The organism is Deinococcus sedimenti, assembly GCF_014648135.1.
Lineage (GTDB): Bacteria > Deinococcota > Deinococci > Deinococcales > Deinococcaceae > Deinococcus > Deinococcus sedimenti.
This window is the reverse complement of sequence record NZ_BMQN01000004.1, coordinates 49622-75921: the sequence shown is the minus strand read 5'-3', so window position 1 is coordinate 75921 and position 26300 is coordinate 49622. Positions and strand designations below refer to the sequence as shown.

Below are 26300 nucleotides of genomic sequence, written 5' to 3'. Positions count from 1 at the left end.
ACACAGGGGCTGGAGGATGGACTCTGCATCCATCCTCCAGCCCTGCTGTGCTGCCTGCGTCAGTCGGTGGCCTGGGCCGCGGTGCGGGTGCGCCAGAGGCTGACGAGCACGCCGCCCGCGAGAATGCCGACCGTGACGCCCAGGCTGATGGCGGGGTCGAGCTTGCCGTAGAACTGGTTGTAGAAGATCTTGCCGCCGATGAACACCAGCACCAGCGCCAGCGCGGGTTTCAGGGCGCTGAAGCGGTGAATCAGGGCGTCCAGCGCGAAGTACAGGGCGCGCAGGCCCAGGATCGCGAAGATGTTGCTGGTGTACACGATGAACGGGTCCTGCGTGATCGCGAAGATCGCGGGGATGCTGTCCACGGCGAACACCAGGTCCGCGAACTCGACCATCAGCAGGGCCAGCAGCAGCGGCGTGGCGTGCAGCCGGACGCGGCCCTGCGCGTCGGGCTGACGGGTCAGGAACTTCTGCCCGTCCAGGCGGGGACTGATCGGCATGACGCGCCGCAGGGCCCGCACGACCGGGTGCCGCTCCAGGTCGGGCGCCTGGTCGTGGCCGCCCTTCGTGAATAGCAGTTTCACGCCGGTCAGCAGCAGGAACGCGCCGAAGATCCACATGATCCAGTCGAACTGCGTGACGAGCGCCGCGCCCAGGCCGATCATGATGCCGCGCAGGACGATGACGCCCAGGATGCCCCAGAACAGCACGCGGTGCTGGAGGTGCCGGGGGATGGCCAGCGCCGCGAAGATGATGCTGATCACGAACACGTTGTCGAGTGCTAGGGCCTTCTCGACGGCGAAGCCGGTCAGGTACGCCATGCCGCTCTCGGCGCCGAGGGTGGACCAGATCCACGCGCCGAAGATCAGCGCCAGGACGATGTAGAAGGCACTCAGTTTCAGGCTGCTGGCGACGCTGATCGTCTGCTCCTCGCCCTGCTCGGCGGCGCGGCGGGCACGGCGTCGGGTCAGAACGCCCAGGTCGAAGGCCAGCAGCGCGGCCACGACGGTCAGGAAGAGCAGCCACATCCAGGCGGGCGTGCCGAGCCAGGGGGTCATCAGGATCTCCACGGGGAACCTCCGGGGTCCACCCGTGCGGCGCGGCTCCATGCATGAAGGCCGGCAGCGCGCACGTGGTGGCGACTGCCGGGTCTGGCCTTTTGCTGCTCCTGACCGGGTTCCCTTTGGGTTCCGGACTGACGATCAGGTGCTCCCTGTGCGGGCGGCGTACTCCCCCGGTATGACCGACAGGATGCCGCATGCCGCTCCCCCGCTGATGAGTGCTGCCTGAAGCAGGATTGATGGCTGGTCCACCATGGTCACAACCTCGACCCAGTCACCTCCTAGAGGCCGGGGCAACAATTCAGAGCCGCCGGGAGGCTCCCCCGACGACTCTGGCAATGTGGTGAGGTCAGGGGGTCTTCAGGGCGTAGCCGATGCCGCGCACGGTGCGGATGATGCCGTACCCGTCGAGGTCGCGCAGCTTGGCGCGCATATTCGCCATGTGCACGTCCACGACGTTGCTGTTGCTGGGCAATTCGCCGTTCCAGACTTCCCGTTCGATCTCCTGACGGGAGTACACGCGGCCCGGCTGGCGGGCCAGGAAGGTCAGCAGGTCGAATTCCTTCGGGGACAGGCGCACCTCGTGGCCGTTGTAGTGGCACAGGCGTTTCTGCGGGTGGATCTCCAGCGGCCCGATGCTGATGACCTCGCCGTGCTGCTGGTGCCGGAGCTGCACCTTCACGCGCGCCACGAGTTCCTCGGGGTGGAAGGGTTTGGTCATGTAGTCGTCCGCACCGGCCTCCAGCAGGTTCACCTTGCGGTCCACGGCGTCCATGGCGGTCAGGATGATGATGGGCACGCTGCTGGTCTTGCGCAGGCGGCGGGCGATTTCCGCGCCGTCGAAGTCGGGCAGACCCAGGTCCAGGATGACCAGATCCGGGGTGTGCTCGCGGGCGGCGGTGAGGCCGGTCACGCCGTCCGGAGCGGCCAGCACGCGGTACCCGGCCTGTTCCAGTTCGTACTGCACGACGCGGGTGATATCCGGATTGTCCTCGATCAGCAGAATGCGTTGCTCCATAGTGACTGTTTCGTCTCCTCAGCCCCGGCTGGCGGGGCGCTCGGGGTGCTCCGGTGGTGGGCACCTTGCGCGGCGCTGGGGCCAGAGTGCGCCTGGTATTCCGGCTCATCGTAGGGCGCAGCGTGTCCAGTTCGGGGAAAGGCGCTGTTTATGGTTCTTTAACAGCCTGTCAGGCCCCGGGAACGTGGACGCTGTCCACCTGCACCCCGAACCGCAGCAGCACCGTCTTCAACCGCTGCATGGCGCTCACGGCCAGTTCACGATGCTCCACGTGGAAGACCAGCGTCAGGCGGGCGCTGCGATCCGGCCGGGGTTCCTGCGCCTGCACCTGCAGCGGGCGCGCGAAGACCGGGTCGCTCAGCACGTCGCGCAGGATGCGGGCGAAGGTCAGCTCGTCCACGCCCTCCAGGGTGAAGGCGATGCCCTGCACGTCGGGATCCGGGATGGTCATGCGCGCAGGGTAGGTCAGGCGTCGCCGGCCGGCGTGAGAGGGGCCCGGCGGTGGGGGCAAAAGCTGCCTGAGTCGGAATGGCCCGGGTCAGGATCAATACAATGGCGCGCATGACGGGCCTGAACGCAGACGACTTTGACCGTGACGAGGAGTTCCAGGGCGCGGACGGCGTTCATTTCGAGCATCTGAACGGCGCGGACCTGTACTTCGAGGTGCAGGGCGACCCGACCACCGAAGCGCCCCTGGTGTTCCTGCATGGCGGCCCCGGGTACAACAGCTACTCCTTCCAGGCGCTGTTCGGCGAGCACATCGAACGACCCGCGGTGTTCCTCGATCAGCGCGGCTCCGGGCGCAGCGGCCCGCTGGAGGACACTGAGCAGGGCGCCGATACGCTGGACCTCGACACGCTGGTGGGCGACCTGGAGGCCGTGCGGAACTTCCTGGGTGCCGAGCAGATCATCCCGCTGGGGCACGGGTTCGGGGCGCTGGTGGCGCTGGAGTACGCCCGGCGCCATCCGACCCGCACGGCGCGCGTGATCGCCGTGAACCCCTGGGTGCACTTCCCGCAGCTGGCCCTGACGCTGCTGGAGGAAGCCAGTGCGCGGCGCGGCGCGGCCCTGACCGACCCGGCCGACGACCTGCGCGCCCAGACTCCCGAGGGCGAGCACCCGGCGGTGGGCGGCGCGCGGATCGAGGCGGCGTTCGCGCTGCTGAACGCCCGCGACCTGCTGAACGCCCTGCAGTTCAAGGATCAGGCGAGCCGCATGCGCCTGGAGTTCGCGGACGCCGAGGGACAGCTCATCGGCGGCGGCGAGGTGCAGGAGGCGCTCGTGAACCAGGGCCTGTGGGAGTTCGAGTACCCGCCGTTCCTGACCGAACTGCGCCGCCCCGTGTTCGTGATCACCGGCGCGCACGACCGCACCAGCTACCCCGAGCAGGTGCAGTGGGTCGCGGACCTCGCAGACGCGGACGTGACCGTGCTGGACGCCGGGCACTACCCCTGGCTGGACGACGAGGACGCCTTCGCCGAGGCGCTGGGCGACGCCCTGACCCGCTGATGCGCGGCCTGCACTGTCCCTCACCGCTGCAGGCCCGCTGCGTCCCGGTCCCTCTGATCGGAGCGGCCCGTATACTCCCCGCACCGGTCATGACCACGCCCCCCGCCCCCCACTGCTGCCGGAGTCACCCGTGAAAGGGCTGATTCTGGCCGCCGGGCGCGGCAGCCGCCTGCTGCCCCTGAGCGCCACGCGGCCCAAGCATGCCGTGCCGGTCGCGGGCGTGCCGATCATCGTGCGGGCCGTGCAGGCGCTGCGGCAGGCCGGCGTGCAGGACATCGGCATCGTGACCAGCCCGTCCAGCGAGCAGGACCTGCGCGACGCCACGCAGCACAGTGGACACCTGACGTTCATCCGCCAGTACGACCCGCTGGGCACCGGGCACGCCGTGCTGACCGCCCGGCACTTCCTGGAGGGCAGTTCCACCCTGCTGTATCTGGGCGACAACCTCTTCGAGGATGCCCTGACGCCCCTGATCAGCGCCCTGCGCTACGGGGACGCCGCGATCGGCGTGAAGGAGGTCACGAATCCGCAGGCGTTCGGCGTGGCGGTCGTGCGGGCCGGGCGCCTGCTGCGCCTTGTCGAGAAGCCCCGCACGCCGGAAAGCAACCTCGCAGCCTGCGGTGTCTTCACGTTTAAACCCGTCCTGATCGACGTGCTGGAGGACCTGCCACACAGCACGCGCGGCGAGATCGAGTTCCCGCAGGCCCTGACGCAGCTGCTCACGCAGGGCGGCCAGGTGCGGGCCGTGGAGTTCAAGGGCTTCTGGAGCGACGCGGGCAGCCCCGAGGACCTCCTGAGCGCAAACACCCACTACCTGTCCCATCTGACGCCCTGCCAGGACGGGCGGGTGGAGCGCAGCACCGTGACCGGCCCGGTCGTGATCGAGGCCGGCGCGGTCGTCGAGGACAGTGTCCTGCAGGGCCCCGTGTGGATCGGCCCGCACGCCGTGGTACGCGGCGCCACGCTGGGCCCCTTCGTGAGTGTCGGCGCGCACGCCCGCGTGGACAGCGCGCAGGTGACGGTCAGCCTGATCGACGAGTTCGCGCGCATCCTGCATCCGGCCCGGCCCATTCACCGCAGCCTGATCGGCCGGCACGCGCTGGTCACTGCGCCCAGCGACACCGGCCTGCAGATGGTCATCGGGGACCGCAGCGTCATGCGCATGTGACTCCACCACGGCGGCATGCGCCCCCCGCCACGGGCAGGTCACGGGCTTCCCCTTGAGCGTCCCCACACCCGCCCAGGCCCGCGGGAGCGTACGCTGGACGGCATGACTCAACCCGACGGGACGGCCCACATGCCCCCAGCGTCCGCACCAGCGGGCGAGGTGCTGATCAGCGGCCTGGACACCGGCCCGCAGGCGGACGAGCGGGAGAACCTCTCCCCCACCGACAGTCACGCCCGGTTCCTCCCGCAGGATCACCCGGCGGAGGAACCCACCGACGAGGACGGCTGAAACGGATTCCGTTTGTTTCGTTGACAGATCGGAAGACCACCGATCTGCCAACTCCACGCCCGGAACCCGCTCCTCTCCCGCTCGCTCTGCTCGGGGTGAAAGATTTTGCAAACCTTTCACCCGGAGTCCCCATGACCCGTCCCCCAGGCTCAGAGCGCCCTGCGCTAGAATGCTCCCTGCACGCGCCCCCGACTTACCGAGTGGGCGCAGTTTCACGCAAGGAGACTTTGAACATGGCCGGTCACAGCAAGTGGTCTCAGATCAAACGCAAGAAGGGTGCCAACGACAGTAAACGCAGCGCGATGTACAGCAAGCACATCCGCGCCATTCAGGCCGCCGTCCGCTCCGGCGGCACCGGCGACCCCGCCGGGAACCTCAGCCTGAAAAACGCCATCGCCGCCGCGAAGGCCGCCACCGTCCCCGTGGACAACATCGAGAACGCCATCAAACGCGCCGTCGGCGCGGGCGAGGGCGCAGCCGACTACAAGGAACAGACCTACGAAGGCTACGGCCCCGGCGGCACCGCCATCTTCATCGAGACGCTGACCGACAACGTCAACCGCACCGTCGCCGACATCCGCGCCGTGTTCAACAAACGCGGCGGCAGCCTCGGCACCAGCGGCAGCGTCGCGTGGCAGTTCGAGAAGAAAGGCGTCATCCTCCTGACCGACACCAGCGAACAGGCCCAGGAAACCGCCATCGAACACGGCGCCGAGGACATCCAGGAATCCGACGAGGGCCTGGAGATCAGCACCGGACCCGCCGACCTGTACGCCGTGCAGGACGCCCTGACCGCCGCCGGATTCACCATCGAGAGCGTCCAGATCACCATGATCCCCAGCAACACCGTCGCCGTGAACAGCGACGACGCGAAGAAACTCATGACCCTGATCGACGCCCTCGAGGACCTCGACGACGTCCAGAACGTCTACAGCAACGCCGACCTCCCCGACGAGGAATAAAGGTCGATCGTTGAAAGTTGATGGTTGAGGGAGGACACACCCTCTATCAACCATCAACTTTCGACCATCAACCCTCCAGTACCAGCGCCTGGGCGTTGCCCCCGAGGCGGTCCCAGAGGGTGAAGGCGGCGCGGGCGCCGGGGCGGATGATGCCCTCGTCGTCCCAGCCGGCGGCGAGGGCGGGGCCGCGCGTGTGGGCCCACAGGACGTCGTGTTCGGTCAGGGCCTGCTCGGGGGCGAGGCGCGCTCCGCTGTCGTCCACGCGGGTGATCGCGGCGGCGAAGTTCGCGCGGTACTCCGGCGGCGCGACCGGCGCATCGCTGCCGAACGCGAGGACCGCCCCGGCGTCCCGCAGCGAGCGGACGGCGTAACTGAGGCCCTCCAGGTGCGGCATCAGTTCGCGGATCATCGGGCCGTCCGCCTGGAGGTGGATGGGCTGCACGCTGGCGGTCAGGCCCCGGAAGCGCGGGAGGTCCTCGGCACGCAGGTGCTGGGCGTGCTCGACGCGCAGGCGGATGCCGCGCGCCTCGGCGTGGGGGCGCAGGCGGTCGTAGGCGTTCAGGACCTCGGTGTTCGCGCGGTCCCCGATGGCGTGCGTGACCGGGGTCAGGCCCAGTTCGATCGCCTCACGTCCCACTTCCGCGATGAGTTCAGGTGGGTCCAGTGGCATGCCGGTGCCGGACCCGTCCACGAAGCCGGGCGCGTGCAGCCACGCGGTGCGGCTGCCGAGCGCGCCGTCCGCGAAGAACTTCACCCCGCCCCACTGGAACAGCCCGCCGGGCGTGCGGGCCAAGCCCAGGGCGCGGGCATGCCCGAGGCGGTCGTGTGGCAGGCACGCCCACACCCGCAGCGGCAGTTCCCCCTGCTGCGCCAGCGTCTGCAACGCGCGGGGGGCCTCGGGCGACTCGAAGGCCATGGTGTGGGCACTCACGTACCCGCGCGCCGCCAGATCCGCCGCGCCCGCCCGCGCCGCCGCGAGGTACTCCGCGCCCGTCGGTTCCGGAATCACGCGCGCCACGAGGCCCGACGCGTGCTCCAGCAGGCACCCCAGGGGCCGCACGATCCGCCCACCCTCCGGGTCCAGCGTGCCCTCGTGAATCCCGGCGAGCCGCAGCGCCGCGCTGTTCGCCCAGCTCAGGTGCAGGTCCCGCGAGTACAGCAGCACCGGATGATGCGGACTGACCTCGTCCAGCAGCGCCGCCGACGGGTACCCGTTCAGTCCCAGCTCCGACAGGAGGAAGCCCCCACCGCGAATCCAGGTGCCGCTCGGCGTGTTCATCACGCGCTGCGCCACGCGCGCCTGCACCTCCGCGACACTCCGCGCCCCGTGCAGACTCACCTGCGACAGCGAGAACCCGTACGTCACGAGATGAATGTGCGCCTCCGCCAGACCCGGCGTCAGCAGCAGATCCCGGTGATCCAGCACCCGCGCGCCCGGCGCCAGCGCCACCATCTCCTCCCGCGAGCCCACCGCCAGCACCCGCCCGCCGCCCACCAGCACCGCGCCCACCTCGGGGCGCGCGTCATCCAGCGTCCACACGCGCGCCAGCACCACCGCCAAATCCAGCCCCAGATCCTGAGTGTCCATGCCCGCCCAGCCTACGCCACCCACCCATGCAGGGGCAGCCACGCGCACCCGCACCCGCACAGCACCCGGACGCCTGTTACACTCAGCGCATGCCCCGCATCCTCGTGGTGGATGACGACGCCGCCATCCTCAAGCTTGTCAGCGTGATCCTCTCCCGCGCCGGGCACGAGGTGCGCACCAGCACCCACCCCGTCGAAGCCCTCGACCTCCTGAAAGTCTTCACGCCGGACCTCGTCATCAGCGACGTCGTCATGCCCTACATGACCGGCCTGGAATTCCTGGAGAAAATCCGCGCCAACGAACAACTCGCCAGCCTGCCGTTCATGCTGCTCTCCAGCCACGCCGAACGCGGCGACGTCCGGCGCGGCATGAACCTCGGCGCGGACGACTACCTGCCCAAACCCTTCACGCCCCAGGACCTCACCGGCGCCATTGACGCCCGCCTGCGCCGCGCCGGCCTGAACCAGCAGAACGAAAACCAGATGCAGGCCAAAGGCCTCGGCACCGCCCAGGTCATCTGGAAAGGCAGCACCGTCACCTGGGTCAGCCGCAAAGCCCTCGAACTGTTCTTCTACCTCCTCGAACACAAGGAAGTCACCAGCTGGGAAGCCGCCGAGGCCCTCTGGCCAGAAAAGGACGAAGCGCGCGCCAGCAGCCTCTTCCACACCACCCTCCACCGCCTGCGCCGCAGCTTAAGCAACGAATCCGTCGTCAGCACCAACCGCCGCTACGCCCTCGCCAGCGACCTGAACCCCGAATACGACGTGCAACGCTTCGAACTGCTCGCCGCGCAAGCCGAACAGGGCAGCCTGGGCCTCGAAGAACTCCGCGAACTCGTCGCGCAGTACGGCCACTACCTCCCCGGCACCGACAGCCCCTGGGCTGACGACGTCCGCGCCCGCCTCGAACACAAACAACTCACGCTGCTCGGCGTCGCCGCCCGAGCCGCCACCGCCGCCGGACGCGACCGCGACGCTGCCCAGTTCCACCAGCGCGCCCTGGCCATCGACCCTATGAGCGAGCACGACTGGCAGGGCCTCGCCAAAGCCCTCGACACCATCGGCGACCCCCGCGCCCGCCTCGCCGCGCAACGCGAAGCCTGGTGGGCCGTCGACCTCGACTGATACGGATTCCGTTTGTTTCGTTGACAGATCGGAAGACCACCGATCTGTCAACTCCACGCCCGGAACCCGCTTCTCTCCCGCTCGCTCCGCTCGGGTTGAAAGATTTTGCAAACCTTTCAACCGGAGTCCGTATGACACACACAAAACAGCAGGCCCGGTACACCCGTGACCGGGCCTGCCTCACATGAGGCACTCCCACAATGCACCGCCCGGTACGCTAACTGAACCGGAGGTCACCATGTTCGACACCAGAGAACCCATCACCGGAACACCACCCCAACCCAAAACCCCCACCCCACCCGCACCCCGCCCACTCAAAGCAGGCACCCAGACCTGGCAACGCACCTTCCGCGGCGCCGCCAACGGCGTCACCTTCCAACTCCGCATCATCCGAAAACCCAACGGCCACCTCACCGCCCGCTACCAGGCCACCCCCGGCCAGAGCAGCGGCTGGCACCTCGAAGGACAACTCCACGACGACAACACCTTCACCCTGAAAGGCACCGACAACAAAGCCGAATTTCAGGGAAAAATCAACCCCGACGGCAAAACTATCACCAGCAGCTTCACCAACGTCACCACCAAAGACACCTTCACCGTCTCAGAACTGACATTGCGAATGGCCGCGTGGGTAAACACATCCCAAGCGGCGCAATCCCAACAAAATACTGAGGCTTCTTCGAGCACAGACTCTCAACAATCTGACAGCAGCGCAACGAATTGGGAAAAAACAATAACACCAGAAATGAGAAAAAGGCTCCCAGCCCTATCAGAGCCAAATTTCATAGCCAAATTAGATGAAATGTGCAAAAGAATTGGAATTCCGAGCGACCTGCTACTAGCAGTCATGACTTTTGAATCAGCAGATCATAATCACGGCACACGAGGGTTAGATCCAACAGCCGATAACGGACTAGGTTATTACGGCCTGATTCAGTTTGGCCCAGAAGCAGCCAAAGATTTTGGGCTTGTTTCGGCCAAAGATTTCCAGAGGATGAGCGCGACTGAGCAGTTGCCTTACGTAGAAAAATTCTTAAAAACTCACGGCGTTCCTCAGGCCATCGCCAAAGCCAAGACAGAAAACAGAAACATTACTCTTGAAGAAATATATATGAGCGTCCTGGGTGGAAATGCAAATAAAGCTTATAGCTCAGTCTGGAAAACCAAATCTGCCAATCCTTCAGGATATAAGAACAACAGCGGGCTAGACTCAAATGGCGATTTTGCCATAACTCCTACAGAGGCCGCAGACGCAGTGCGGCTTCACTGGAGAGAAGTTTATGGAAACAATTTAGATGAAAGGAGCAGGCATCTTGAACGGCAGTGGTATACTGCTCGCAATCCCGATACAAACAGAATCGAGAGGAAATGGAAATCAGTCTACCACTCTGGAATTTTCTCGGATAAGCTGAACAATACATTCAACAATCAGCAATCAGGCCGGCAGGATCAAGATTTAAATACATCAGGATCTCAACAAAATCAGATTCAAAATATTAATCATTCCGGCATAGTTAATGAGATAAGTGCAGATAAGAAAAGGGTCATACGAAATAATAAGGATTGGGTGCTGAAATTGGTTCACTTGATGGAGTTAAATCATATTATAACGACGGGGTGCAATCGCCAGAGGAAAGCGCCGCCGGGGATCGAAATTACTCAAAGGATGGCAGTAATTACGAGTACGGCCTTAAGTGGCAGTGCGTAGAATTTGTCAGGCGCTACTACTATGATAGATTGGGAGTTAGGTTTGCCCCGAGATCAGGTGATGCGAAGGATTATTTCGACAACAATACTCCGAATGGCGGCGTTAATTCCCAAAGAAGACTAAGGCAGTTTAAAATAGGATCCACAGAAAAGCCTCAATATCAAGACTTGATTATATTCGGTCGCAATCCATTTTCCTCAGTGGGTCACGTAGCGATTGTATCAAGCTCATCAGACGAGAATTTTACCATAGCGCAGCAGAATGTAGGTGTAAAGTTTACCGATACAATCGGTCTTGTGCACAAACTGGTTGACGGGAAGAAAATCTATAAGATATCACAATCACATAGATCCTTAAACATCATGGGGTGGTTAAGGAAATGAAGCGAATAGTTCTGTCAGCCTTTTTCATGATTTCTTGCTCAAGCTCCGGATCATCAACTGACAAATCTATAGCTACAAGCGCATTTTGCACAACCTATAAATGCATAAATGTGGGCATCTCAGATGGAATATACAAATACAAAATCAAAAATCAGAGTATCACGAAAAATACGCTGTTATTCATTAATAATAACAAAAAATATCCCAACAGATATAGCATACTCCTTGGCGAAGGGAGCCTATTGTATGGCCCCAATCCGAACGATTGCAAAATGGTCGACCAGTTCTATAAATTTTATGGCTTAAAGGATCTCGATATCAAGACCGACCTTTTCGCCGCAAACGCGCTTGTCGACACCAAAGCAGTAGATTATGCAGTAATAAAAGAATTCAAATCCTCCGGAATTCAAATGGTAGCTTACATTCGAAGCTCTCCAGACCAAAGTATTAAGCCAGAAAAAGGCCGTATAGAATTCGGCATTATACCAAAAACGCAATATCCACCATCAAGATGATTTTAAAGGTCATACTGCCAATCATTCACATTCTGAGCGCCTGAAATCCTCTTGCTTGCGCCTGGGCGTCCTGCCTGGGCGCGTTTGGCTGTCTGGGTAGGCTGGTTGGCCTGTGCTGATGCCGTCCGCGTGGCGGGGTGTGGGGTCTGGGTGGGCGCGCTAGACTTTGCGTTATGACGGTTTCGCTGACGACGGCGCAGATTCGGGAGAAGTACCTGCAGTTCTTCGAGGGGAAGGGGCACCTGCGGTTGCCGAGTTACAGCACGGTCGCGCCGGATCCGACGACGCTGTTCACGGTGGCGGGCATGCAGCCGTTCAAGGATCAGTTCATGGGCGCGCCCGCTGTGTTTGATGGCGTGGCGAGTAAACGGGTCACGACGGCGCAGAAGTGCCTGCGGATCGGGGACATCGAGAATGTGGGGCGTACGCTGCGGCACTGCTCGCTGCTGGAGATGCTGGGGAACTTCTCGTTCGGGGATTACTTCAAGCGGGAGGCGCTGACCTGGGCGTGGGAGTTCCTGACCAGCCCGGAGTGGATGGGGCTGGACAAGTCGCGCCTGTACGCGACCATCTATCAGGATGACGAGGAAGCCTTCGCCATCTGGACGGAGGAGAACGGTCTGCCGCCCGAGCGTATCCTGCGGTTCGGGGCGGATGAGAACTTCTGGCCGGCGGACGCTCCTAAAGAAGGGCCGAACGGGCCGTGCGGGCCGTGCAGTGAGATCTTCTATGATCGCGGCCCGAAGTACGGGGACGACTCCTGGGCGGACTACGCGGAGACGCGTGAGAGTGCCCGTTTCCTGGAAATCTGGAACTGCGTGTTTCCGCAGTTTGACCGGCAGGAGCCTCTGCCGGATGGCACGCCGGTGCTGCGGGATCTGCCGTTCAAGAACATCGATACGGGTATGGGTCTAGAGCGGATTGCGACGGTGGTGCAGGACGTGTACGACTTCTACTCCAACGACGTGTTCGCGCCGATCGTGGCGCGGGTGGCGGAGCTGAGCGGGCAGGCGTACGAGGGCCCGCAGAGCGTGTCTCACCGCGTGGTGGCTGAGCATATTCGGAGTGCGAGCATGGTGCTGGCGGACGGCACAGCTTTTAACAACACGGGGCGGGGGTACACGCTGCGTAAGATCATGCGCCGCGCGATCCGGCATGGGTACCTGCTGGGTTTCCGCGAGCCGACGCTGTTCCAGCTCGTGCCGCTGGTGGTCGAGGGCATGGGCGGCGCGTACCCCGAACTGCGGGACAATCAGGTGAAGGTGGAGGCGTCCGTGAAGGCGGAGGAGGAGCGTTTCCTGAAGACGCTGGAGGGCGGCATTCAGCGTCTGGGTGGGTTGCTGTCGGGCATGGAGCGCGGCGCGGTGTTGTCCGGTCAGGATGCGTTCGTGCTGTACGACACGTACGGTTTCCCGGTGGATCTGACGCTGGAGATCGCTGAGGAGTACGGGGTCAGCGTGGACGAGGCCGGGTACGCGGAGAGCCTGGAGAACGCGCAGAACCTCGCGCGCGCGGGCAGCAAGTACGGCAAGAGTGAACTGTTCGGCGGGAATCAGGAGGCGCTGGAGGGTCTGCCCCGCACGGAGTTCGTCGGCTATGACGAGCTGAGCGTGGACGCGGACGTGGTGGCGCTGGTGGGCGCGGGCGAGCGCCTGAGTCACCTGACGGCCGGGTCGGAGGCGACGGTGGTGCTGTCCCGCACGCCGTTCTACGCCGAGGGTGGCGGTGAGGTGGGCGACACGGGCCGCCTGGAGTGGGAGGGCGGCTCGGGCGTGGTGCGTGACACCCGCAAGACGCCGCAGGGCGTGTTCCTGCATGACGTGCTGGTCGAGCAGGGCGAGCTGCGCGAGGGCGTCAGCGTGCGCGGCGTGGTGTCCGGTGAGCGGCGCGCGACCGAGCGGCATCACACGGCGACGCACCTGCTGCACGCGGCGCTGCGGGCGGTGCTGGGGGACGGCGTGGCGCAGAAGGGGTCGCTGGTCGCCCCGGATCGCCTGCGGTTCGACTTCTCGCACGGCTCGGCCCTGACGGCGCAGGAGATCGCGGCGGTGGAACTGCTCGTGAGCCGCTGGGTGAGTGCGAACTTCCCCGTGACGTGGCAGGAGATGCCCATCGCCGAGGCGAAGGCGGCGGGCGCGACCGCGCTGTTCGGCGAGAAGTACGGCGAGACTGTGCGCGTCGTGCGCGTGGGCGGCAGCGTGGAGTACGCCGGGCAGCCCGTGAGCAGCATGGAACTGTGCGGCGGGGCGCACGTGCGCCGCACCGGGGACATCGGCGCGTTCGTGATCCTCGGGGATGAGAACGTGGCGGCCGGGGTGCGCCGCATCGAGGCGCTCGCCGGGGACGCCGCGACCGCGTGGGTGCGCGAGCGTCTGAACGCCGCCGCGAAGGTCGCCAGCCTCCTGAATACGGGCGTGGACGGCCTGGAAGCCCGCGTGAGCGGCCTCCAGTCGCAGTTGAAAGCCGCCGAGAAGGATGTCGCGGCGGTCAAGCGGCAGCTGGCCGAGGCGCAGATGGGCGGCGGCACGGGGGGCACGGCGCAGACGCGCGAGCTGGGCGGCTTCAAGGTCGCGGCGCTGAAACTCGCGGGTCTGGAAGGCAACGAGCTGCGCGGCGCGGCCGACAAGCTCCTCGACCAGAGCGGCGCGGACATGGTCGTCGTCGCGGGCGAGAAGGGCCTCGTCGTGAAGGCCACGAAGGACGCCGTGAGGCGCGGCGCGCACGCCGGGCAGCTGATCGGGAAGCTCGCCGCGGCGGGTGGCGGCAAGGGCGGCGGCCGCCCCGACATGGCCCAGGCAGGCGTGACCGACGCCGACGCCGCGCTGGGCGCGCTGGACACCGCGTTCTGAACTGAACAGCACAGCAGGAGAGGCGGGAGCGTGATGCGCCCGCCTCTTCCCTGTCGGGTCAGCGGAGTTGTTCGAGGATGGTGGGGTCCTGGATCTGGCGGTCCTGGGCGAGCAGGAGGGCCTTGCTGATCACTTCGGCGGTGCGGGGGTCGGGGTCGGCGAAGGGCAGGAAGATGCGGCCCTGGTGCTGGTTGTGGACGGGGATGATGCACAGGTACCCGCCGGGCTGGCGGTGGACGGTGCCGCTGCCGAGGTGCAGGGTGTAGCGGGCGTGGTGCCCGTCGATCAGGGCGTGGTCGTTCTGGATGCGGACGTTGGTCAGTTTGAGGAGGCGCAGGGTTTCACGCAGCAGGGCGGCGCGCATCTCGGTGGTGCTCTGGGTGGCTTCGGGGTCGACGCCGCCGACGTGGGCGACGGAGACGATCAGGTCGAGGTCGCGCAGCGTCTCGCTCAGGAGGCGGGGCGGCACCTCCAAAAGCGGCATGGGTTCGGTGGCGTCGCGGCGGATGAAGTACGCGGCGTTGACCGGGGTGCCCTCTACCTCGTTGGGTGTGCCGTAGCCGACGCTGGTGTCGAGCCAGACGTTGATGCCCTCGGCGTGCCAGGTCTTGCGGACGCCTTCCTCGGGGACGGTGATCCAGCCGCGCGTTTTCAGCAGGGCGGCGGCCTTGCCGGGCTGGACGTGCTGGTCGGCGTAGCGGGTGACGCGCCGCGCGCCTTGTTCGGCCGCAGTGAGGGGGTAGTACTCGCGGAACACCTGCTTGAACGGCTGCGTGAGCTGGCGGTCCATAACCTGCGCCTGGAAGGTGGGCCAGTGGCCGCTGGTGAAGAGGTCGTGCGGGTGGGCGAGGCGCAGCGCGTGCTCGCCGATGGGCTGCGGCCCGGCGGGCGTGTCGAGGGTGTCGCCGGTCCACCAGCCGAGGTGCGTTTCGTTCAGCACCCACACGAGGCTGCGCAGCATGGGCGCGATGACGGGATGCGCGGCGAGGTCCGTGAGTTCCTGCGGCTGGAGGTGGTCACCGCGGATCATGGTGTCCTCCAGCGCGGCGCGCATGCGCTTTCTCGTGGCGCTCAGTTCCTTCGCGGCGGCCTGGAGGGCCTGCACGTCCGGGCGTTTCTTCAGCGCGGGCGGCAGGGCCTTCAGGACCTTGTCGCCGCGGGTGACGGTCAGGCTGGCCTCGCCGTCCGGGCTGAGGTGAATGCCGACGCGGAGGTCGCCCTCTGTCACGGTCTGCGTCCAGTCGGGGGCGGTGCGGGCTTCCATGGCCCACATCAGGCGCTGCGGGTCGGCGTACCCGGCGCTGCGCGCGAGGTTGTGCAGCCCGATGTCGGCGGCGCGGCGTTCACTCGCCTGCCGCTGCGCCCCGAACTGCCGCGCCCCCGTGCGGAAGTCGCTGATGAGGCGGTAGCGGCCCTCCAGTTCCCGCGCGGCCTTCCCCTTCGCGCGGGCGAGGGGCAGCAGGCCCAGGGCGCGCACGGCGTCCTGGTTGCGTTTCTCGGTGATGCGGGCGGTCAGGTCGCCCTCCTGCAGTTCGCCGAGGATGGCGCGGGCGTACGTCTCGGCGCGTTTGTGTCCGCCGCTTGAGGAGGCGTACTTGGCGGCGTCCAGCAGCGCGCTGAACCTCGCCCCGCCGAGTGCTTTGAAGGTCTGGCGGAACCACGCGACGTCCACGGCGCCCTCGGTCAGGTCGGCGGGGTTCAGGGGTGTGCGCTCGCCGATCTCGGCCTCCCAGGCGTCGCGGACGTCCTGCGGGACGCTCCAGTTGCTGTCGCGGGTGTGGGCGTGCAGCCAGTACACGCCGTCTCTCAGGCCGCGCCAGCCCAGCGCGTCCGCGACCAGGGGCGCCCACTGCGGCGCGAACATGGCGAGGTCCAGCAGGCGGGCGTCCGGGAGGCCCAGCGCGGCGGCCTGCGTGCGGAAGGACTCGGGCGTGTCCCCTGCCTGCGGGAACGCCACGCGGATCAGGTGGCTGAACGTCACGTCGCGGCTCTCGTTGTGGCCCTGGTAGCCGCGCTTCAGGGGGTTCTTGCCCAGCCCGGCCAGCAGGCGCAGGGTCAGGTCCGCGCCGTGGACGCTGCTCAGGGCCAGCGCGGGGGCGGTGGCGGGCGTTTCCAGGTCACCGCGGGCCAGCTCGACCTCCAGCACCCGGTCGCGGACGCGGTTCACGGCGGCCTCCCAGTCCGGGTGGGTGGGCCACTCGGGTTTCAGGGTGCGGCGGGTGTAGGTGCCCAGGTCACCGAAATCGTGCCCGTAGGAGTGCCGGCCGCGTTCCGGGCGTGGGCCGATCAGTGTGTCCAGCAGGTCGTCGGTGGTCGCCCAGCCCTGCGCGTATGCGTGCAGCAGCAGCGGCGTGTTCACCCGCTGGCGGGGCAGGTTCGGGTAGCCCGCGCCCCGGTGCAGGTGCAAGTTCCAGAAGCGCCGCTGCTGCGCGGGCGTCCAGGCGCGCCAGTCGCCCTGCGGCATGACCGGGTTCAGCAGGTCGCGGGGGTCCTCCTGCCACCAGGAACGCAGCGGGTCGGTCTGCATCTGCACGTCGCGCGGCAGGTGGACCAGCGCGGTCTCCCAGGCGTCCAGGGCGAGGTCCGTGTCCAGGGGCGTGGCGTGCGCGCCGTGCAGGGCGTCCACGATCACGCGCGCCAGGTCCGGGTGCTCCAGCCGCAGGGTGACCAGCGGTCCCAGCGTGCGGTGCAGGGTGCGGCGCAGCAGGTCCTGCCGGATCTCGGCGGCGCTGCGGGCCGCCTGATGCTCGGCGAGGTCGTCCGCGTCGGCGTCGGCGAGCAGGTCGTCCAGCCCTTCCTGATCGAGGCCCAGCAGGTCTAGCACGGCCGCATCGAGTGCGGCCGCATCAAGTGCGGCAGTGTCGGGCGCGGCGGCCTGCGCCCCGCTGCCGTCCAGCTCGTCCTGAAGTTCCGCGTCGGTGGTCTGCGTGCGGTTCACGAAGTGGTTCAGCGCCCAGTGCAGCCGGGTCAGGTCGCCGTCCTGCGCGTCCGGGCGACCCTGCCACCAGCCGGTCCAGACGTCCCACAGCGGCATGGGCTGTCCGCTCCGGCCCGGGCGGAGCTGCCAGGGGCGGACGTTGCCGAGCAGCTGCGTCTCCTGGCCGTCCCAACCGGGGCCGGTCAGCGGCGTCTCGCGGTTCGCGACGAGCAGGGCGTCCAGGTCGCGCAACAGCGCCGCGCCCCGCGCCACGTCCGCCGGGTAGTCGCGCTCCCGGGGCTGCGGGGCCTCAGGGTGGGTGAGGCGCGTGGGGTCGAACAGGCCCAGGCCGTCGGCGAGGGTCAGCTGCGCGGCGGGTTCGGTCAGGCGGGCCAGCAGGGTCGCCTCGGTGACGTTCTTCGCGCTGAACTCGGCGGGCGACGTGCCCCCGGTTTCGATCAGGAGTTGCAGGCCCGCCTGCCGCTGCTCGGTGTTCGGGCCGCTCAGCAGGGCGGCGGCGCTCCGCTGCGCCTGCGGGGCGTCGCTGGCGAGCAGGCGGATCAGGCCGCGGCGCAGGTCGGCACTCTTGCGTTTCAGGAGCGTGTGCACCACCTCGACCTCGGCGGGGTCGGGCGTGAAGTGGGCCATGACGGTCACGGCCTCCTGCGACACGCTGCTGTTGCGGTCCTGCAGCAGCGTCAGGAGCAGCGCGCGGGTGGGTGCGTCCAGCGGGTGCGCCGCCGCGTGGTCCTTTAGGCTGCGCAGCAACGAGGTCTTACCGTACGCGCTCAGCCCACCCAGGTGCGGGGTCAGGGCCGTGAAGGGCCGCTCGCTGCGCAGGGCGGGAAGGGCGTCGAGGGCGTCCGCGCGGGCGGGGACGTGGCCCAGCCAGGGGAACAGCAGCGGGTCGTGCCGGGCGCTGTCCGGGAGGCGCAGGGCGTACGCCTCGAACTCCTCGAAGGTGAACCGCTGGGTGCTGGCCCAGCGGTTCACGGTGCTTCCCGCCAGCGCGGCGAGGCGCAGGTCGGCGTCGGTCAGCAGCGCGCGGCGGTCGTCGTCGGTCAGCAGCTCGGCAGCCGTCAGGTACTGCGCGGCGGCCATGCGGCGGGCCGGGTCGGTGTCAGTCAGGACCGTGCGTGCGAGGTCGGCGGCCTGCACGGCGTCCCGCATGCCCAGCGTGAACAGCGCGAGGTACGCGTCCACTCCCTCGCCGTCCTGCACGGCGCGGCGCGCGGCCTCAGGTTCTTCCAGGAAGGTCAGCGTGCGGCTGAGGTGCGCCCGGACGACCTTCAGGTCGGTCACGTCGTAGTTCAGCCCGAACCACACGCACGCGGCGCGCAGGGTGGCGGCGAAGCGCAGCAGGTCCTCGCCGAGGATCAGGCGCAGCATGCGGGTGAAGGCGTCCGCGCTGGCCTCGTCCACGGTTTCGAGGATCACCTGCCGCAGGCCCTCCTGGCGCTGCGCGGCGAGTAGCAGGCCCTCGGCGAGCGTCCAGGCGTCCTCTCTGGTGCTGCTCAGCAGGGCCAGGGGCACGTGGCGGCCCATGCGGGCGACCGGGTGCTGCGTGCCCGCCGTGTCCCGCAGGATCTGGTAGACCTCCTCGTCCCCGTCGCTGATCGCCTGCCCGAGCAGCAGGCCCAGGCCCTGGGATTCCCAGGGGTTCAGGAGGCCCGCGTGCACCGCGAACCACGAGGCGGGTTGCGGGTAGTCGCGGGTGGTGTGCCACGCCTGCCACAGCCAGTGCGTGGCGTGCGCGGCGGCCAGCCGGTGGCCGGGCGCGCGGAAGGCGCGGCGGGCGTAGCCCAGCGGGTACGGGTGGCGGGTCAGCAGGGCGTCCAGCGTGCGGGCCGCCAGCGCCGGGAAGTGCGGGAAGAACACAGCCGCCAGGGCTTCGCGATCGGCCGGGGTGCTGGTGTGCAGGGCGTCCACCAGGGTTTCGTGCAGGCGTTCGCGTTCCTGCTGGTCGCGGCTGCCCTTCACGTGCGCCCCAATCAGCGTGAGCCACGGCTGGGGCAGCGCGGCGAGGCGCTCGTCGAAGCTGGGCTTCCAGGGCTGCTGGAAGGTCCGCAGGTGCTCCTGAATGTCCATGGTCAGCCGCCTGCCAGGGCGGTCAGGCGCAGCAGGAGCAGGGTGCTGTCCGGGCGCAGGGTGACGGGGGCCGAGAGGTCGGTCAGTTGCTCGTCGTCGAGGAACACGTAGTACAGCCCGTCGCGGAAGGCGGTCAGGGCAGTGCGGGCAGCGTCCTCGGGCGTGACGGTCGCGGCGCGGTCCTGCGGGCTGAGGGCCACGCGGCCGGTCAGGGCGGCGTCCTCCAGTTCGCGTTCGGTCAGGACGCGCAGGACGCCCACGCCGGCCTGCCGCTGGTCGTACGCGGCGAGTTCGTGTTCGACCAGCGCGGTCAGGAGCTGTTCGAGGGTGTGGGCGCTGCCGGTGAGGGGGATGGGGCGGCGTTCGAAGGGCGTGCGGCGGCCCAGGAGTTTCGTTTCGACGATCATGCGGGGTTGACCTCCCGTGGAGTGGGGCGGAGGGGGAATGGTGCGGTTGTCACGTTCGACTCTACCCCGCCCGGCTCGTTATGTAAAGGGCGTAATTGATCGGCGGGTTTTCACCCGCTGTTCCTCCGGCGTGACACCCCTCCCCTACCCTGGGACAGTCCCACAACCCAGCCCTACCGGAGGTCACCCCATGCGTCCAGCCCGCGCCCCCGCCCGTTCACACCCGGCTCCCCGCCTGACCGGCCTACTGCTCCCGGGCCTGCTCGCCGCCTGCGCGCCGCCCGCCACGCCCACCCAGGCCTCCCAGCCCCCCGCTGGCCCGGCCCTGCACGCGCAGGCGACCGGCACGTGGGTCAGCGGCACGTACAGCAGCGCGTACGGCGCGCGCTTCTACCGCCTGTGGGTCCCCGCCGGGTTTGCGGGCTCGCCCCGCCCCCTGATGGTCATGCTGCACGGCTGCCTGCAGGACGGATACGACTTCGCCGCCGGCACCCGCATGAACACCCTGGCCGACACGCGGGGCTTCCTGGTGCTGTACCCCGAACAGGGCACCCTCTACAACAGCAGCGACTGCTGGAACTGGTTCAGCACGAGCAACCAGTCCCGCGGCGCGGGCGAACCCGCCGTCATCGCCGGGATGATCGGCTGGGTGAAAAGCAACTACGCCGTGGACAGCGCCCGCGTGGCCGTCGCGGGCCTGTCCGCCGGGGCGGCCATGGCGAACATCATGGGCTGCACGTACCCCGACCTGATCCGCGGCGTGGCCAGCGTCGCGGGCGTCATGTACCAGGGTGCCACCACCGCGGCGGGCGGCCTGAACGCCATGACCTACGGCAGCATCTACGACCCCAACGGGCGCGGTACTGCCTGCGCCACCGAGATGGGCAGCCGCCGCCGCGCCATGCCCGCCCTGGTCTTCCAGGGCAGCGCTGACCCGACCGTGAACCCCGTGAATGCTACGCAGATCCTCACGCAGTGGGCGCAGGCGAACGACCTCGCCGACGGCACCGACAACGGCGACCCGGACGACACGCCCGACGCCACCGTGGGCGGCACCGCCTGCCGCGCCTACACCCGCTTCGACTACCGCACCGCAGGCGGCACCACGCGCCTGCAACGCTACTCGGTCACGGGCCTGGGGCACGCGTGGCCCGGCGGGAGCAGCGCCGGATCGTACACCGACCCCTGCGCGCCCGACGCCAGCACCCTCATCCTGAACTTCTTTGGCTTCTGACCGCCGGACGACCGGCGTGGCGCACCCGACCCGGTGCAGGCGGTGGCCCGCCCCTCCAGCCGGGTCAGGGGGTGGGTGCCGCCCGCGTCGGCTCGTCCGTCGGCTCGTCTGGCGCGGGGTGTTCCACGGCGCGCAGGCGCGGCACGGTGAACATGGCCAGCATGACGGTCACGCCGGTCACGCCCACCAGCAGGTACAGCAGCGCGATGCCCGCGCCGCCCGCCGGGACGAGGGCGTCGGCCACGCCCGCCAGGGTCCCGCCGGGGGCGGTGGCGGGGGTCAGGACGCGGTCGGCGAGGGGCCCGGCCGCGAACGCCGCGGCGGGCAGGGCCAGCATGGCGATCACGCGCCGCGCGGCGAACACCTTGCCCTGAATGTCGGCGGGCGTGCGGGTCTGCCAGAGCGCCTGGTTGCTGCTGTTGGTCAGGGGGGCGCTGAACGCGCCGATCACGGCGGCCAGCATCCAGAACGGCAGGCTGGGGCCCGCGCCGAGCAGCAGCAGCGTGCCGAAGCTGACGGCCCAGCCGATCAGCACGCCGTGCAGGCGGCGTTTCGGGCCGCCCCACGCGGCGATGATCAGGCCCGAGGCGACGCCGCTGAGTCCGGCCGCCATCTGCACGGCGGCCAGCGCGGCCGCGCCGCCCGACTCGCCGCTGCGCGCCAGGATCAGGGGGGTCTGGAGCGTGAACGTCAGGCCGTTCAGGAGGTTCCCGAACAGGAACACGAGTTGCAGGGTCAGCAGGGCCGGGTGCGCCAGGATGAACCGGAAGCCGTACAGGGATTCCCGCCAGAGGTTCGAGCGGCTGGCGCGGCCCGCGTCACTGACGGGCGGGTTCGGGACGCGCACGAGCAGCAGGCTGGTCAGGGCCAGCGCGCCGCCCAGCAGGTCCAGCGTCACGAGGCCGCTGAGGCCCACGCTGTGGTACAGCAGCGCGCCCAGGGGTGGGGCGAGCACGGCGCTCAGGGACGTGACGGCAGTCTGGATGCCGCCCGCGCGGGCGTAGTCCTCGGGGCGGAGCATGACGGTCGTGGCAGCCGAGTCGGCAGGCCACTGGAACGCGCCGGTCACGGCTTCCAGCAACACGACCGCGTACAGCCATCCCGGTGAGAGGTGCCCGCCCAGCAGCAGCGCGAGCAGCAGGACGCTGGTCAGGAGTCGGGCGGCGTCGCCGATCATCATCACCCGCTTCAGGTGCCCATTCCAGCGGTCCACCAGGGCGCCCACGAGGGGCGTCAGGACGATCAGCGGGGCGAACGTCACGACGGTCAGCAGCGAGAAGGCCGTGGCGCGGTGGGTTTCCTCCCACAGCCACAGGGCCAGCGCGAAGGTCGTCATGCCCGCGCCCAGGGAACTGAAGAACTGTCCCGTCCAGATGACGGTGTAGCCGCGTAGACCGGTCAAGGGTGCCATGCGTTCACGGTAGGAGGGGTCTACTTCAGGGCACAGGGGGCGCGTAGAGTAGAGGGTGTCCCCGACTCGAGAATGGGTGGAACTGACCGACCCGCAGGCGGCGGCGATGCTCCTGCCGGGTCCCGCGCAGCTGCTCAAGCCGTTCCTGCGTGAGGAGACGACCATCGCCCGCGCCGCCCGTGAGCTGGGGGTGCCGCTCGGGGCGCTGCACTACCGCGTCACGCAGTGGTGCCGGGCGGGCCTGCTGGAGGTCGTGCGGGTGGAGCCCCGCCGGGGCCGCCCAGTCCGGGTGTACCGCGCGGTCAGCCGCTCGTTCGTGATTCCGGCGGCGCTGCTGGGCACGGCGGACCTGGCGCGCCTGACGGCCGGGCACTCGTGGGAGGAGGAGGTGCGGGCCGCGGCCGCCCGCCACGATCCGCTGCCGGACCTGGACGCGGTGCGGGTGTACCTGACGGCGCGGGGGAACCTGGAGTGGGCGTTCGATCTCGCGCCGCGGCGGAACCCGGCGCGGGAGCTGCTGATCCGCCTGCGGGACGCGTCGCTGTTCCTCGATCCGGCCGACGCGGAGGCCTTCGCCGGGGAACTGCTGGCCCTGCACGACCGGTACCGGCTGAAGCGGGGCGCGCGGCGGTACGGGCTGCTGCTGGACCTCGTGCCGCTCGACCGGCCGGTGGACCCGCCCGGAGAGGTGCCGGGGGAGGCACCGGGGGCAGCGCCGTGACCGCCGGGGGCGCGCCCCTGCTAGTGTGTGGACACGCGAATGTCGAGACGGTGCTGCGGCTGGACACCCCGGCGCTGGACGCGGCGGGGAGCGTCCTGCCGGACGGGCTGAGCCTGAACGTGAGTGGTGTGGGCGTGAACCTGCTGCGGGGCCTCGTGGCGCTGGGCAGCGCGGCGCGGCTGTTGACGCGTTTGGGCGACGACGTGGCCGGGCGGACGGTCCGGGCCGAACTGCGCGCGCACGACCTGCGGGTGGTGCCCGCGCGGGCCACCGCGCAGACGCTCGCCGTGACCCGCCCCGACGGCACGCACGTCTTTCACCGCGACCCGAAGGATCACGCGGACGCCCCCGCCCCGCACGACGCCTTCCGGGCGGCGCTGCCCGCGTGCCGCGCGACGCTGATGACGAACGTCGGCTGGACGCGGGACCTGCTGCCCGCGGCCCGCGCGGCGGGCGTGCCGATCCTGACGGACGTGCAGGAGCTGACCGCGCCGGATCACTCGTACGATCAGCCGTACCTGCGCGCGGCGGACGTGCTGCTGCTGAGCGCCGCGCGCCTGCCTGACCCGGCGGCGGCCCTGCGGGCGCTGGGGGCGCGGGCCCGCGCGGACGTGATCGTGGCCGGGCTGGGCGGAGGCGGCGCGCTGCTGTGGACACGGGACACGGGCGGGGTGCACCACCAGCCGCCCTTCCCGGTTCCCGTGCGGCACGCGGGCGGCGCGGGGGACGCGCTGGCGGCGGCCTTCGCGCACTTCCTGTTCACGCGCGGCCTGCCCCCGCAGGAGGCGCTGCGGCTGGCCTGCGCGGCGGCCGCGCTGAAGCTGCGCGGCGCGGGCAGTGGCGAGGGTCACGCCACGGAACCCGAGGTGCGGGCACTGGCGGGAGGACCGCCGGGGACAGTTGGATGCAGGACGGCAATGTGTCGAAGGATGCGGGGCGACCGGACCCGCAACGCTGCGTGGCAGAGGGGCAGACCGGGTTCAGGCGATGGACGCGCATCTGGCACCTCTGCGGATGCGCGGAAATGAGATGACTCCGGTGGGTGGGGCCAGCGGCACGCCCCTGAGCGCTGCGGTCAGTCCGGGCGGCTCAGGCGGATCAGCGCGAGCTGTCCCGCGGCGAACCACGCGCACATCAGGGTCAGGAGGACCGCGCCGCCCACGGTCAGCAGCGTCAGGCGGTCTTTCAGTGTCTGCAGCTGCGTCTGCCACGCCTGGACCTGCGCGCGGGTGGCGTCCAGGGCGGGCCACGCGGCGCGGTCTTCCAGGGCGGCGCGCCAGTCGCGGGCGGCGTCGGCGCTGCGGGTCAGCGCGCCGTCCGGGAACAGGGTGGTCAGCAGCGGCACGGTGCGCGCGGCCTCGCTGAGGGTTTCCAGGGTGCGGGCGGCGTCGAGCGCCTCGGGGCGGGCCAGGACGTCCAGCGGCGCGAGGGTCTCCTGCGTGCGGGCCAGCCGGGCGTCCAACTGCGCGAGGCTCACCTGCGCGCCGTGCAGGGTCGTCCGCGCCGGGGACAGCACGGCCCAGACGCCCAGCCACGCGCCCAGCGTGAGCAGCGCCGCTAGCCACAGGCCGGTCATGCCCAGACGCCGCAGCAGGCGTGGGCGGCTGAGCAGGGTGGTCGCGCGGTCCGGGCCTGGACGGGGGGGTGGGCGGGCCGTCACAGGCCCAGGTCCTGTCGCTGCGCGCGGGTCAGGCCGCCCGCGACCAGCGCGTGACTGCCGGTGATCAGGTCGCGGATCAGGTCGTCGGGCACGCGGACGTCGAGGGTCACGGTCACCCAGTGGCGTTTGTTCAGGTGGTGGCCGGGGGTGATCGCCTCGTGCGCGGCGCGCAGTTCGTCGCCCCGCTCGGGCCGGACCTTGACGGACACGGTCAGCGGGTCGGCCTGCACGTCGGTCAGGGCGTACATCTTCCCGGCGTCCGTGGGGCCGACCTTGAACACCAGGGTCGTCGCGTCGAACGGAAACGTCTCGCGTGAGTGCGGCAGCGCGGCGCAGTGGGCGCGCAGGTCGGCGACGGTGGTCAGGGGCACGCCTCCAGCCTAGCGGGGCGCCGTTCAGCTCTCGCTGGGGTCGCCCAGTCCCTCGGCGCTGGCGAGCGCCTCGTTCGCCTCGGCGCGGCTGGCGTCGCCGCCGCCGATCAGGGTAGTGACCTCCTGCGCGCTCAGGCCGTCGGTGCTGGGGACCGGAACAGGCGGGGCGTCCGGGAGGTGGTCCGGCATGGGTCCCTGCTCGGCGGGGGTGTCCGGCGTGCTGGGCGGCGTGTGGGGGGCCAGGGTGGGGTTGACGGGCAGCGTGTCGTCCGGGGTCATGTCTCAGCGTGGCGCGGCGCAGCGTGGGGCGGCTGATGGTTTGCTCAAGGTGCCGTGATGAACTGCAGCCCATGCGCCGTCTCGTGTTCCTGCTGCCGCTGCTGCTCTCGGCGTCCCCCGTGCCCGTGGTGGCGGACCGCCCGGTGCGGCTGGCAATCCTGGGGGATTTCAACGGGCCCTACGGCAGCACCTCCTACCCTGCGCCGCTGACGCGCAGCGTGGCGCGGATCGTGAACGAGTGGAAGCCGGAGGCGGTTCTCTCTCCTGGCGACCTGATCGGCGGGCAGAAGGCCAGCCTGAGTGACGCGCAGGTGCGGGCCATGTGGGCGGCGTTCGAGCGGGACGTGCGCGCACCGCTGGCCCGGGCGGGCATTCCGTTCGCGTTCACGCTGGGCAACCATGACGCCAGTCCCCGCAGTCCCCGTGACCGCCGCGAGGCGGCCGCGTACTGGACCGCGCACGTCCCGGACCTGGCGTTCGTGGACCGCGCGGATTTCCCGTTCCGGTTCAGTGTCACGCTGGGGGGCGGCGCGGTGTTCGTCGCGTCGCTGGACGCCGCCGGGCCGGACGTGTCGGCCGGGCAGCGGGCGTGGCTGGCCGCGCAGCTCGCCTCCCCGGCCGCGCGGGGGGCGGGCGCGCGGCTGGTCGTGGGGCACCTGCCGCTGGCCGGGGTGAGTGCCGAGAAGAACCGCCCCGGCGAGGTCCTGCGCGACCCGGGCGCGTTGCGGCAGGTCCTGGAGGTGGGGGGCGTGCTGGCGTACGTGCACGGGCATCACGCGGCGTACTACCCGGCGCGCCTGGGTCGCCTGAACGTCCTGTCCGCCGGGGGGATCGGCGGCCGGGCGTACGTGGGGCACCCGGGCCCGGCGCGCAGCACGGTCACGCTGCTGACCGTGTGGCCCGCGCAGGACCGCGCCACCCTCGAGACGGTGGACGCCGCGACCGGGCAACCGGTGACGACCGCCACCCTGCCGGCCCGGCTGGACGGGCTCGGCGGTCCGCTGACACGCGTGGACGACTTCCGCCGCTGACCCGCCGG

The 26300-nt window shown here is 68.9% G+C and carries 23 protein-coding genes; 13 read left to right on the top strand and 10 right to left on the bottom strand.

What is annotated here, in order from left to right:
* Positions 1-59: 59 nt before the first annotated feature.
* The 3 genes from IEY69_RS10960 to IEY69_RS10950 form a co-directional block, all read right to left on the bottom strand.
* The gene (locus IEY69_RS10960; protein ID WP_189073195.1) at positions 60-1058 is read right to left on the bottom strand and encodes a TerC family protein; all 999 of its coding nucleotides are present in this window, start codon (positions 1056-1058) and stop codon (positions 60-62) included.
* A gap of 352 nt (positions 1059-1410) precedes the next feature.
* Positions 1411-2079, bottom strand: a complete 669-nt coding sequence (locus IEY69_RS10955; protein ID WP_046843357.1) for a response regulator transcription factor — start codon at positions 2077-2079, stop codon at positions 1411-1413.
* 169 nt (positions 2080-2248) lie between these two features.
* Positions 2249-2530, bottom strand: a complete 282-nt coding sequence (locus tag IEY69_RS10950; protein WP_189073194.1) for a hypothetical protein — start codon at positions 2528-2530, stop codon at positions 2249-2251.
* A 110-nt stretch (positions 2531-2640) separates the two neighbouring features.
* Between IEY69_RS10950 and IEY69_RS10945 the strand changes: the two genes are divergently transcribed.
* From IEY69_RS10945 to IEY69_RS10930, 4 genes are all read left to right on the top strand, one after another.
* Positions 2641-3588, top strand: a complete 948-nt coding sequence (locus IEY69_RS10945; protein ID WP_189073193.1) for an alpha/beta fold hydrolase — start codon at positions 2641-2643, stop codon at positions 3586-3588.
* A 130-nt stretch (positions 3589-3718) separates the two neighbouring features.
* Positions 3719-4756 (top strand): sugar phosphate nucleotidyltransferase, encoded by a 1038-nt coding sequence (locus IEY69_RS10940; protein ID WP_189073192.1) that lies wholly within the window; start codon positions 3719-3721, stop codon positions 4754-4756.
* A gap of 102 nt (positions 4757-4858) precedes the next feature.
* Positions 4859-5044: a hypothetical protein gene (locus tag IEY69_RS10935; protein ID WP_189073377.1), complete on the top strand. Its 186-nt coding sequence runs from the start codon at positions 4859-4861 to the stop codon at positions 5042-5044.
* Positions 5045-5277: 233 nt separating this feature from the next.
* A complete protein-coding gene (locus tag IEY69_RS10930; RefSeq protein WP_189073191.1) occupies positions 5278-6006 on the top strand; it encodes a YebC/PmpR family DNA-binding transcriptional regulator in 729 nt (242 codons plus the stop codon).
* Positions 6007-6073: 67 nt separating this feature from the next.
* Here IEY69_RS10930 and IEY69_RS10925 read toward each other — a convergent pair whose 3' ends face one another.
* A complete protein-coding gene (locus IEY69_RS10925; protein ID WP_189073190.1) occupies positions 6074-7594 on the bottom strand; it encodes an amidohydrolase in 1521 nt (506 codons plus the stop codon).
* Between the two features lie 89 nt (positions 7595-7683).
* Here IEY69_RS10925 and IEY69_RS10920 point away from each other — a divergent pair, with 89 nt between their 5' ends.
* The 5 genes from IEY69_RS10920 (at position 7684) to alaS (ending at position 14173) form a co-directional block, all read left to right on the top strand.
* On the top strand, positions 7684-8718 hold the full coding sequence (locus IEY69_RS10920; protein WP_189073189.1) for an AfsR/SARP family transcriptional regulator: 1035 nt from the start codon (positions 7684-7686) through the stop codon (positions 8716-8718).
* Between the two features lie 238 nt (positions 8719-8956).
* Positions 8957-10426: a hypothetical protein gene (locus IEY69_RS10915; protein WP_189073188.1), complete on the top strand. Its 1470-nt coding sequence runs from the start codon at positions 8957-8959 to the stop codon at positions 10424-10426.
* Positions 10336-10809, top strand: a complete 474-nt coding sequence (locus IEY69_RS22105; RefSeq protein WP_189073187.1) for a CHAP domain-containing protein — start codon at positions 10336-10338, stop codon at positions 10807-10809. Before IEY69_RS10915 ends, IEY69_RS22105 begins: the two co-directional genes overlap by 91 nt.
* Positions 10810-11081: 272 nt before the next feature.
* Positions 11082-11324 (top strand): hypothetical protein, encoded by a 243-nt coding sequence (locus IEY69_RS10905; RefSeq protein WP_189073186.1) that lies wholly within the window; start codon positions 11082-11084, stop codon positions 11322-11324.
* Between the two features lie 173 nt (positions 11325-11497).
* Positions 11498-14173: an alanine--tRNA ligase gene (alaS, locus tag IEY69_RS10900; protein WP_189073185.1), complete on the top strand. Its 2676-nt coding sequence runs from the start codon at positions 11498-11500 to the stop codon at positions 14171-14173.
* A 58-nt stretch (positions 14174-14231) separates the two neighbouring features.
* Here alaS and IEY69_RS10895 read toward each other — a convergent pair whose 3' ends face one another.
* Both IEY69_RS10895 and IEY69_RS10890 read right to left on the bottom strand, forming a co-directional pair.
* Positions 14232-19178, bottom strand: a complete 4947-nt coding sequence (locus tag IEY69_RS10895) for a DUF5724 domain-containing protein (RefSeq protein ID WP_189073184.1) — start codon at positions 19176-19178, stop codon at positions 14232-14234.
* A gap of 2 nt (positions 19179-19180) precedes the next feature.
* Positions 19181-19585, bottom strand: a complete 405-nt coding sequence (locus IEY69_RS10890) for a hypothetical protein (RefSeq protein ID WP_229783874.1) — start codon at positions 19583-19585, stop codon at positions 19181-19183.
* A 190-nt stretch (positions 19586-19775) separates the two neighbouring features.
* On the opposite strand from IEY69_RS10890, the gene IEY69_RS10885 reads away from it, so the two are divergent.
* Positions 19776-20819, top strand: a complete 1044-nt coding sequence (locus IEY69_RS10885; protein WP_189073183.1) for an extracellular catalytic domain type 1 short-chain-length polyhydroxyalkanoate depolymerase — start codon at positions 19776-19778, stop codon at positions 20817-20819.
* A 64-nt stretch (positions 20820-20883) separates the two neighbouring features.
* Here the strand turns inward: IEY69_RS10885 and IEY69_RS10880 are convergent, their stop codons facing one another.
* Positions 20884-22230 carry an MFS transporter gene (locus IEY69_RS10880; RefSeq protein WP_189073182.1) on the bottom strand — a complete coding sequence of 449 codons (1347 nt, stop codon included), beginning with the start codon at positions 22228-22230 and terminating at the stop codon, positions 20884-20886.
* A gap of 76 nt (positions 22231-22306) precedes the next feature.
* On the opposite strand from IEY69_RS10880, the gene IEY69_RS10875 reads away from it, so the two are divergent.
* Together IEY69_RS10875 and IEY69_RS10870 are read left to right on the top strand one after the other, a co-directional pair.
* The gene (locus IEY69_RS10875; protein WP_229783873.1) at positions 22307-22951 is read left to right on the top strand and encodes a hypothetical protein; all 645 of its coding nucleotides are present in this window, start codon (positions 22307-22309) and stop codon (positions 22949-22951) included.
* Positions 22948-23979, top strand: a complete 1032-nt coding sequence (locus IEY69_RS10870; protein WP_189073180.1) for a carbohydrate kinase family protein — start codon at positions 22948-22950, stop codon at positions 23977-23979. Before IEY69_RS10875 ends, IEY69_RS10870 begins: the two co-directional genes overlap by 4 nt.
* A 47-nt stretch (positions 23980-24026) precedes the next feature.
* Here the strand turns inward: IEY69_RS10870 and IEY69_RS10865 are convergent, their stop codons facing one another.
* Genes IEY69_RS10865 through IEY69_RS10855 form a run of 3 tightly spaced genes read right to left on the bottom strand, consistent with a single transcriptional unit; the run spans position 24027 to position 25261 of the window.
* Entirely contained in the window at positions 24027-24611 is a 585-nt protein-coding gene (locus IEY69_RS10865) for a hypothetical protein (RefSeq protein WP_189073179.1), read from the bottom strand.
* The gene (locus IEY69_RS10860) at positions 24608-24982 is read right to left on the bottom strand and encodes an MmcQ/YjbR family DNA-binding protein (RefSeq protein ID WP_308425460.1); all 375 of its coding nucleotides are present in this window, start codon (positions 24980-24982) and stop codon (positions 24608-24610) included. The genes IEY69_RS10865 and IEY69_RS10860 overlap by 4 nt, the downstream gene beginning before the upstream one ends.
* Positions 24983-25006: 24 nt before the next feature.
* Positions 25007-25261: a hypothetical protein gene (locus tag IEY69_RS10855; protein WP_189073178.1), complete on the bottom strand. Its 255-nt coding sequence runs from the start codon at positions 25259-25261 to the stop codon at positions 25007-25009.
* A 71-nt stretch (positions 25262-25332) separates the two neighbouring features.
* On the opposite strand from IEY69_RS10855, the gene IEY69_RS10850 reads away from it, so the two are divergent.
* Complete coding sequence (locus IEY69_RS10850; protein ID WP_189073177.1) at positions 25333-26292, top strand: metallophosphoesterase family protein; 960 nt, start codon at positions 25333-25335, stop codon at positions 26290-26292.
* The last annotated feature ends 8 nt before the right edge of the window (positions 26293-26300 follow it).

Coding starts and splice junctions, on each gene's coding strand:
- IEY69_RS10935 (WP_189073377.1), top strand. CDS start 4,859: ATGACTCAACCCGACGGGACGGCCCACATGCCCCCAGCGTCCGCACCA.
- IEY69_RS10885 (WP_189073183.1), top strand. CDS start 19,776: ATGCGTCCAGCCCGCGCCCCCGCCCGTTCACACCCGGCTCCCCGCCTG.
- IEY69_RS10925 (WP_189073190.1), bottom strand. CDS start 7,594: ATGGACACTCAGGATCTGGGGCTGGATTTGGCGGTGGTGCTGGCGCGC.
- IEY69_RS10915 (WP_189073188.1), top strand. CDS start 8,957: ATGTTCGACACCAGAGAACCCATCACCGGAACACCACCCCAACCCAAA.
- IEY69_RS10955 (WP_046843357.1), bottom strand. CDS start 2,079: ATGGAGCAACGCATTCTGCTGATCGAGGACAATCCGGATATCACCCGC.
- IEY69_RS10880 (WP_189073182.1), bottom strand. CDS start 22,230: ATGGCACCCTTGACCGGTCTACGCGGCTACACCGTCATCTGGACGGGA.
- IEY69_RS10895 (WP_189073184.1), bottom strand. CDS start 19,178: ATGGACATTCAGGAGCACCTGCGGACCTTCCAGCAGCCCTGGAAGCCC.
- IEY69_RS10855 (WP_189073178.1), bottom strand. CDS start 25,261: ATGACCCCGGACGACACGCTGCCCGTCAACCCCACCCTGGCCCCCCAC.
- IEY69_RS10920 (WP_189073189.1), top strand. CDS start 7,684: ATGCCCCGCATCCTCGTGGTGGATGACGACGCCGCCATCCTCAAGCTT.
- IEY69_RS10945 (WP_189073193.1), top strand. CDS start 2,641: ATGACGGGCCTGAACGCAGACGACTTTGACCGTGACGAGGAGTTCCAG.
- IEY69_RS10960 (WP_189073195.1), bottom strand. CDS start 1,058: ATGACCCCCTGGCTCGGCACGCCCGCCTGGATGTGGCTGCTCTTCCTG.
- IEY69_RS10905 (WP_189073186.1), top strand. CDS start 11,082: ATGGTCGACCAGTTCTATAAATTTTATGGCTTAAAGGATCTCGATATC.
- IEY69_RS10850 (WP_189073177.1), top strand. CDS start 25,333: ATGCGCCGTCTCGTGTTCCTGCTGCCGCTGCTGCTCTCGGCGTCCCCC.
- alaS (WP_189073185.1), top strand. CDS start 11,498: ATGACGGTTTCGCTGACGACGGCGCAGATTCGGGAGAAGTACCTGCAG.
- IEY69_RS10930 (WP_189073191.1), top strand. CDS start 5,278: ATGGCCGGTCACAGCAAGTGGTCTCAGATCAAACGCAAGAAGGGTGCC.
- IEY69_RS10950 (WP_189073194.1), bottom strand. CDS start 2,530: ATGACCATCCCGGATCCCGACGTGCAGGGCATCGCCTTCACCCTGGAG.
- IEY69_RS10890 (WP_229783874.1), bottom strand. CDS start 19,585: ATGATCGTCGAAACGAAACTCCTGGGCCGCCGCACGCCCTTCGAACGC.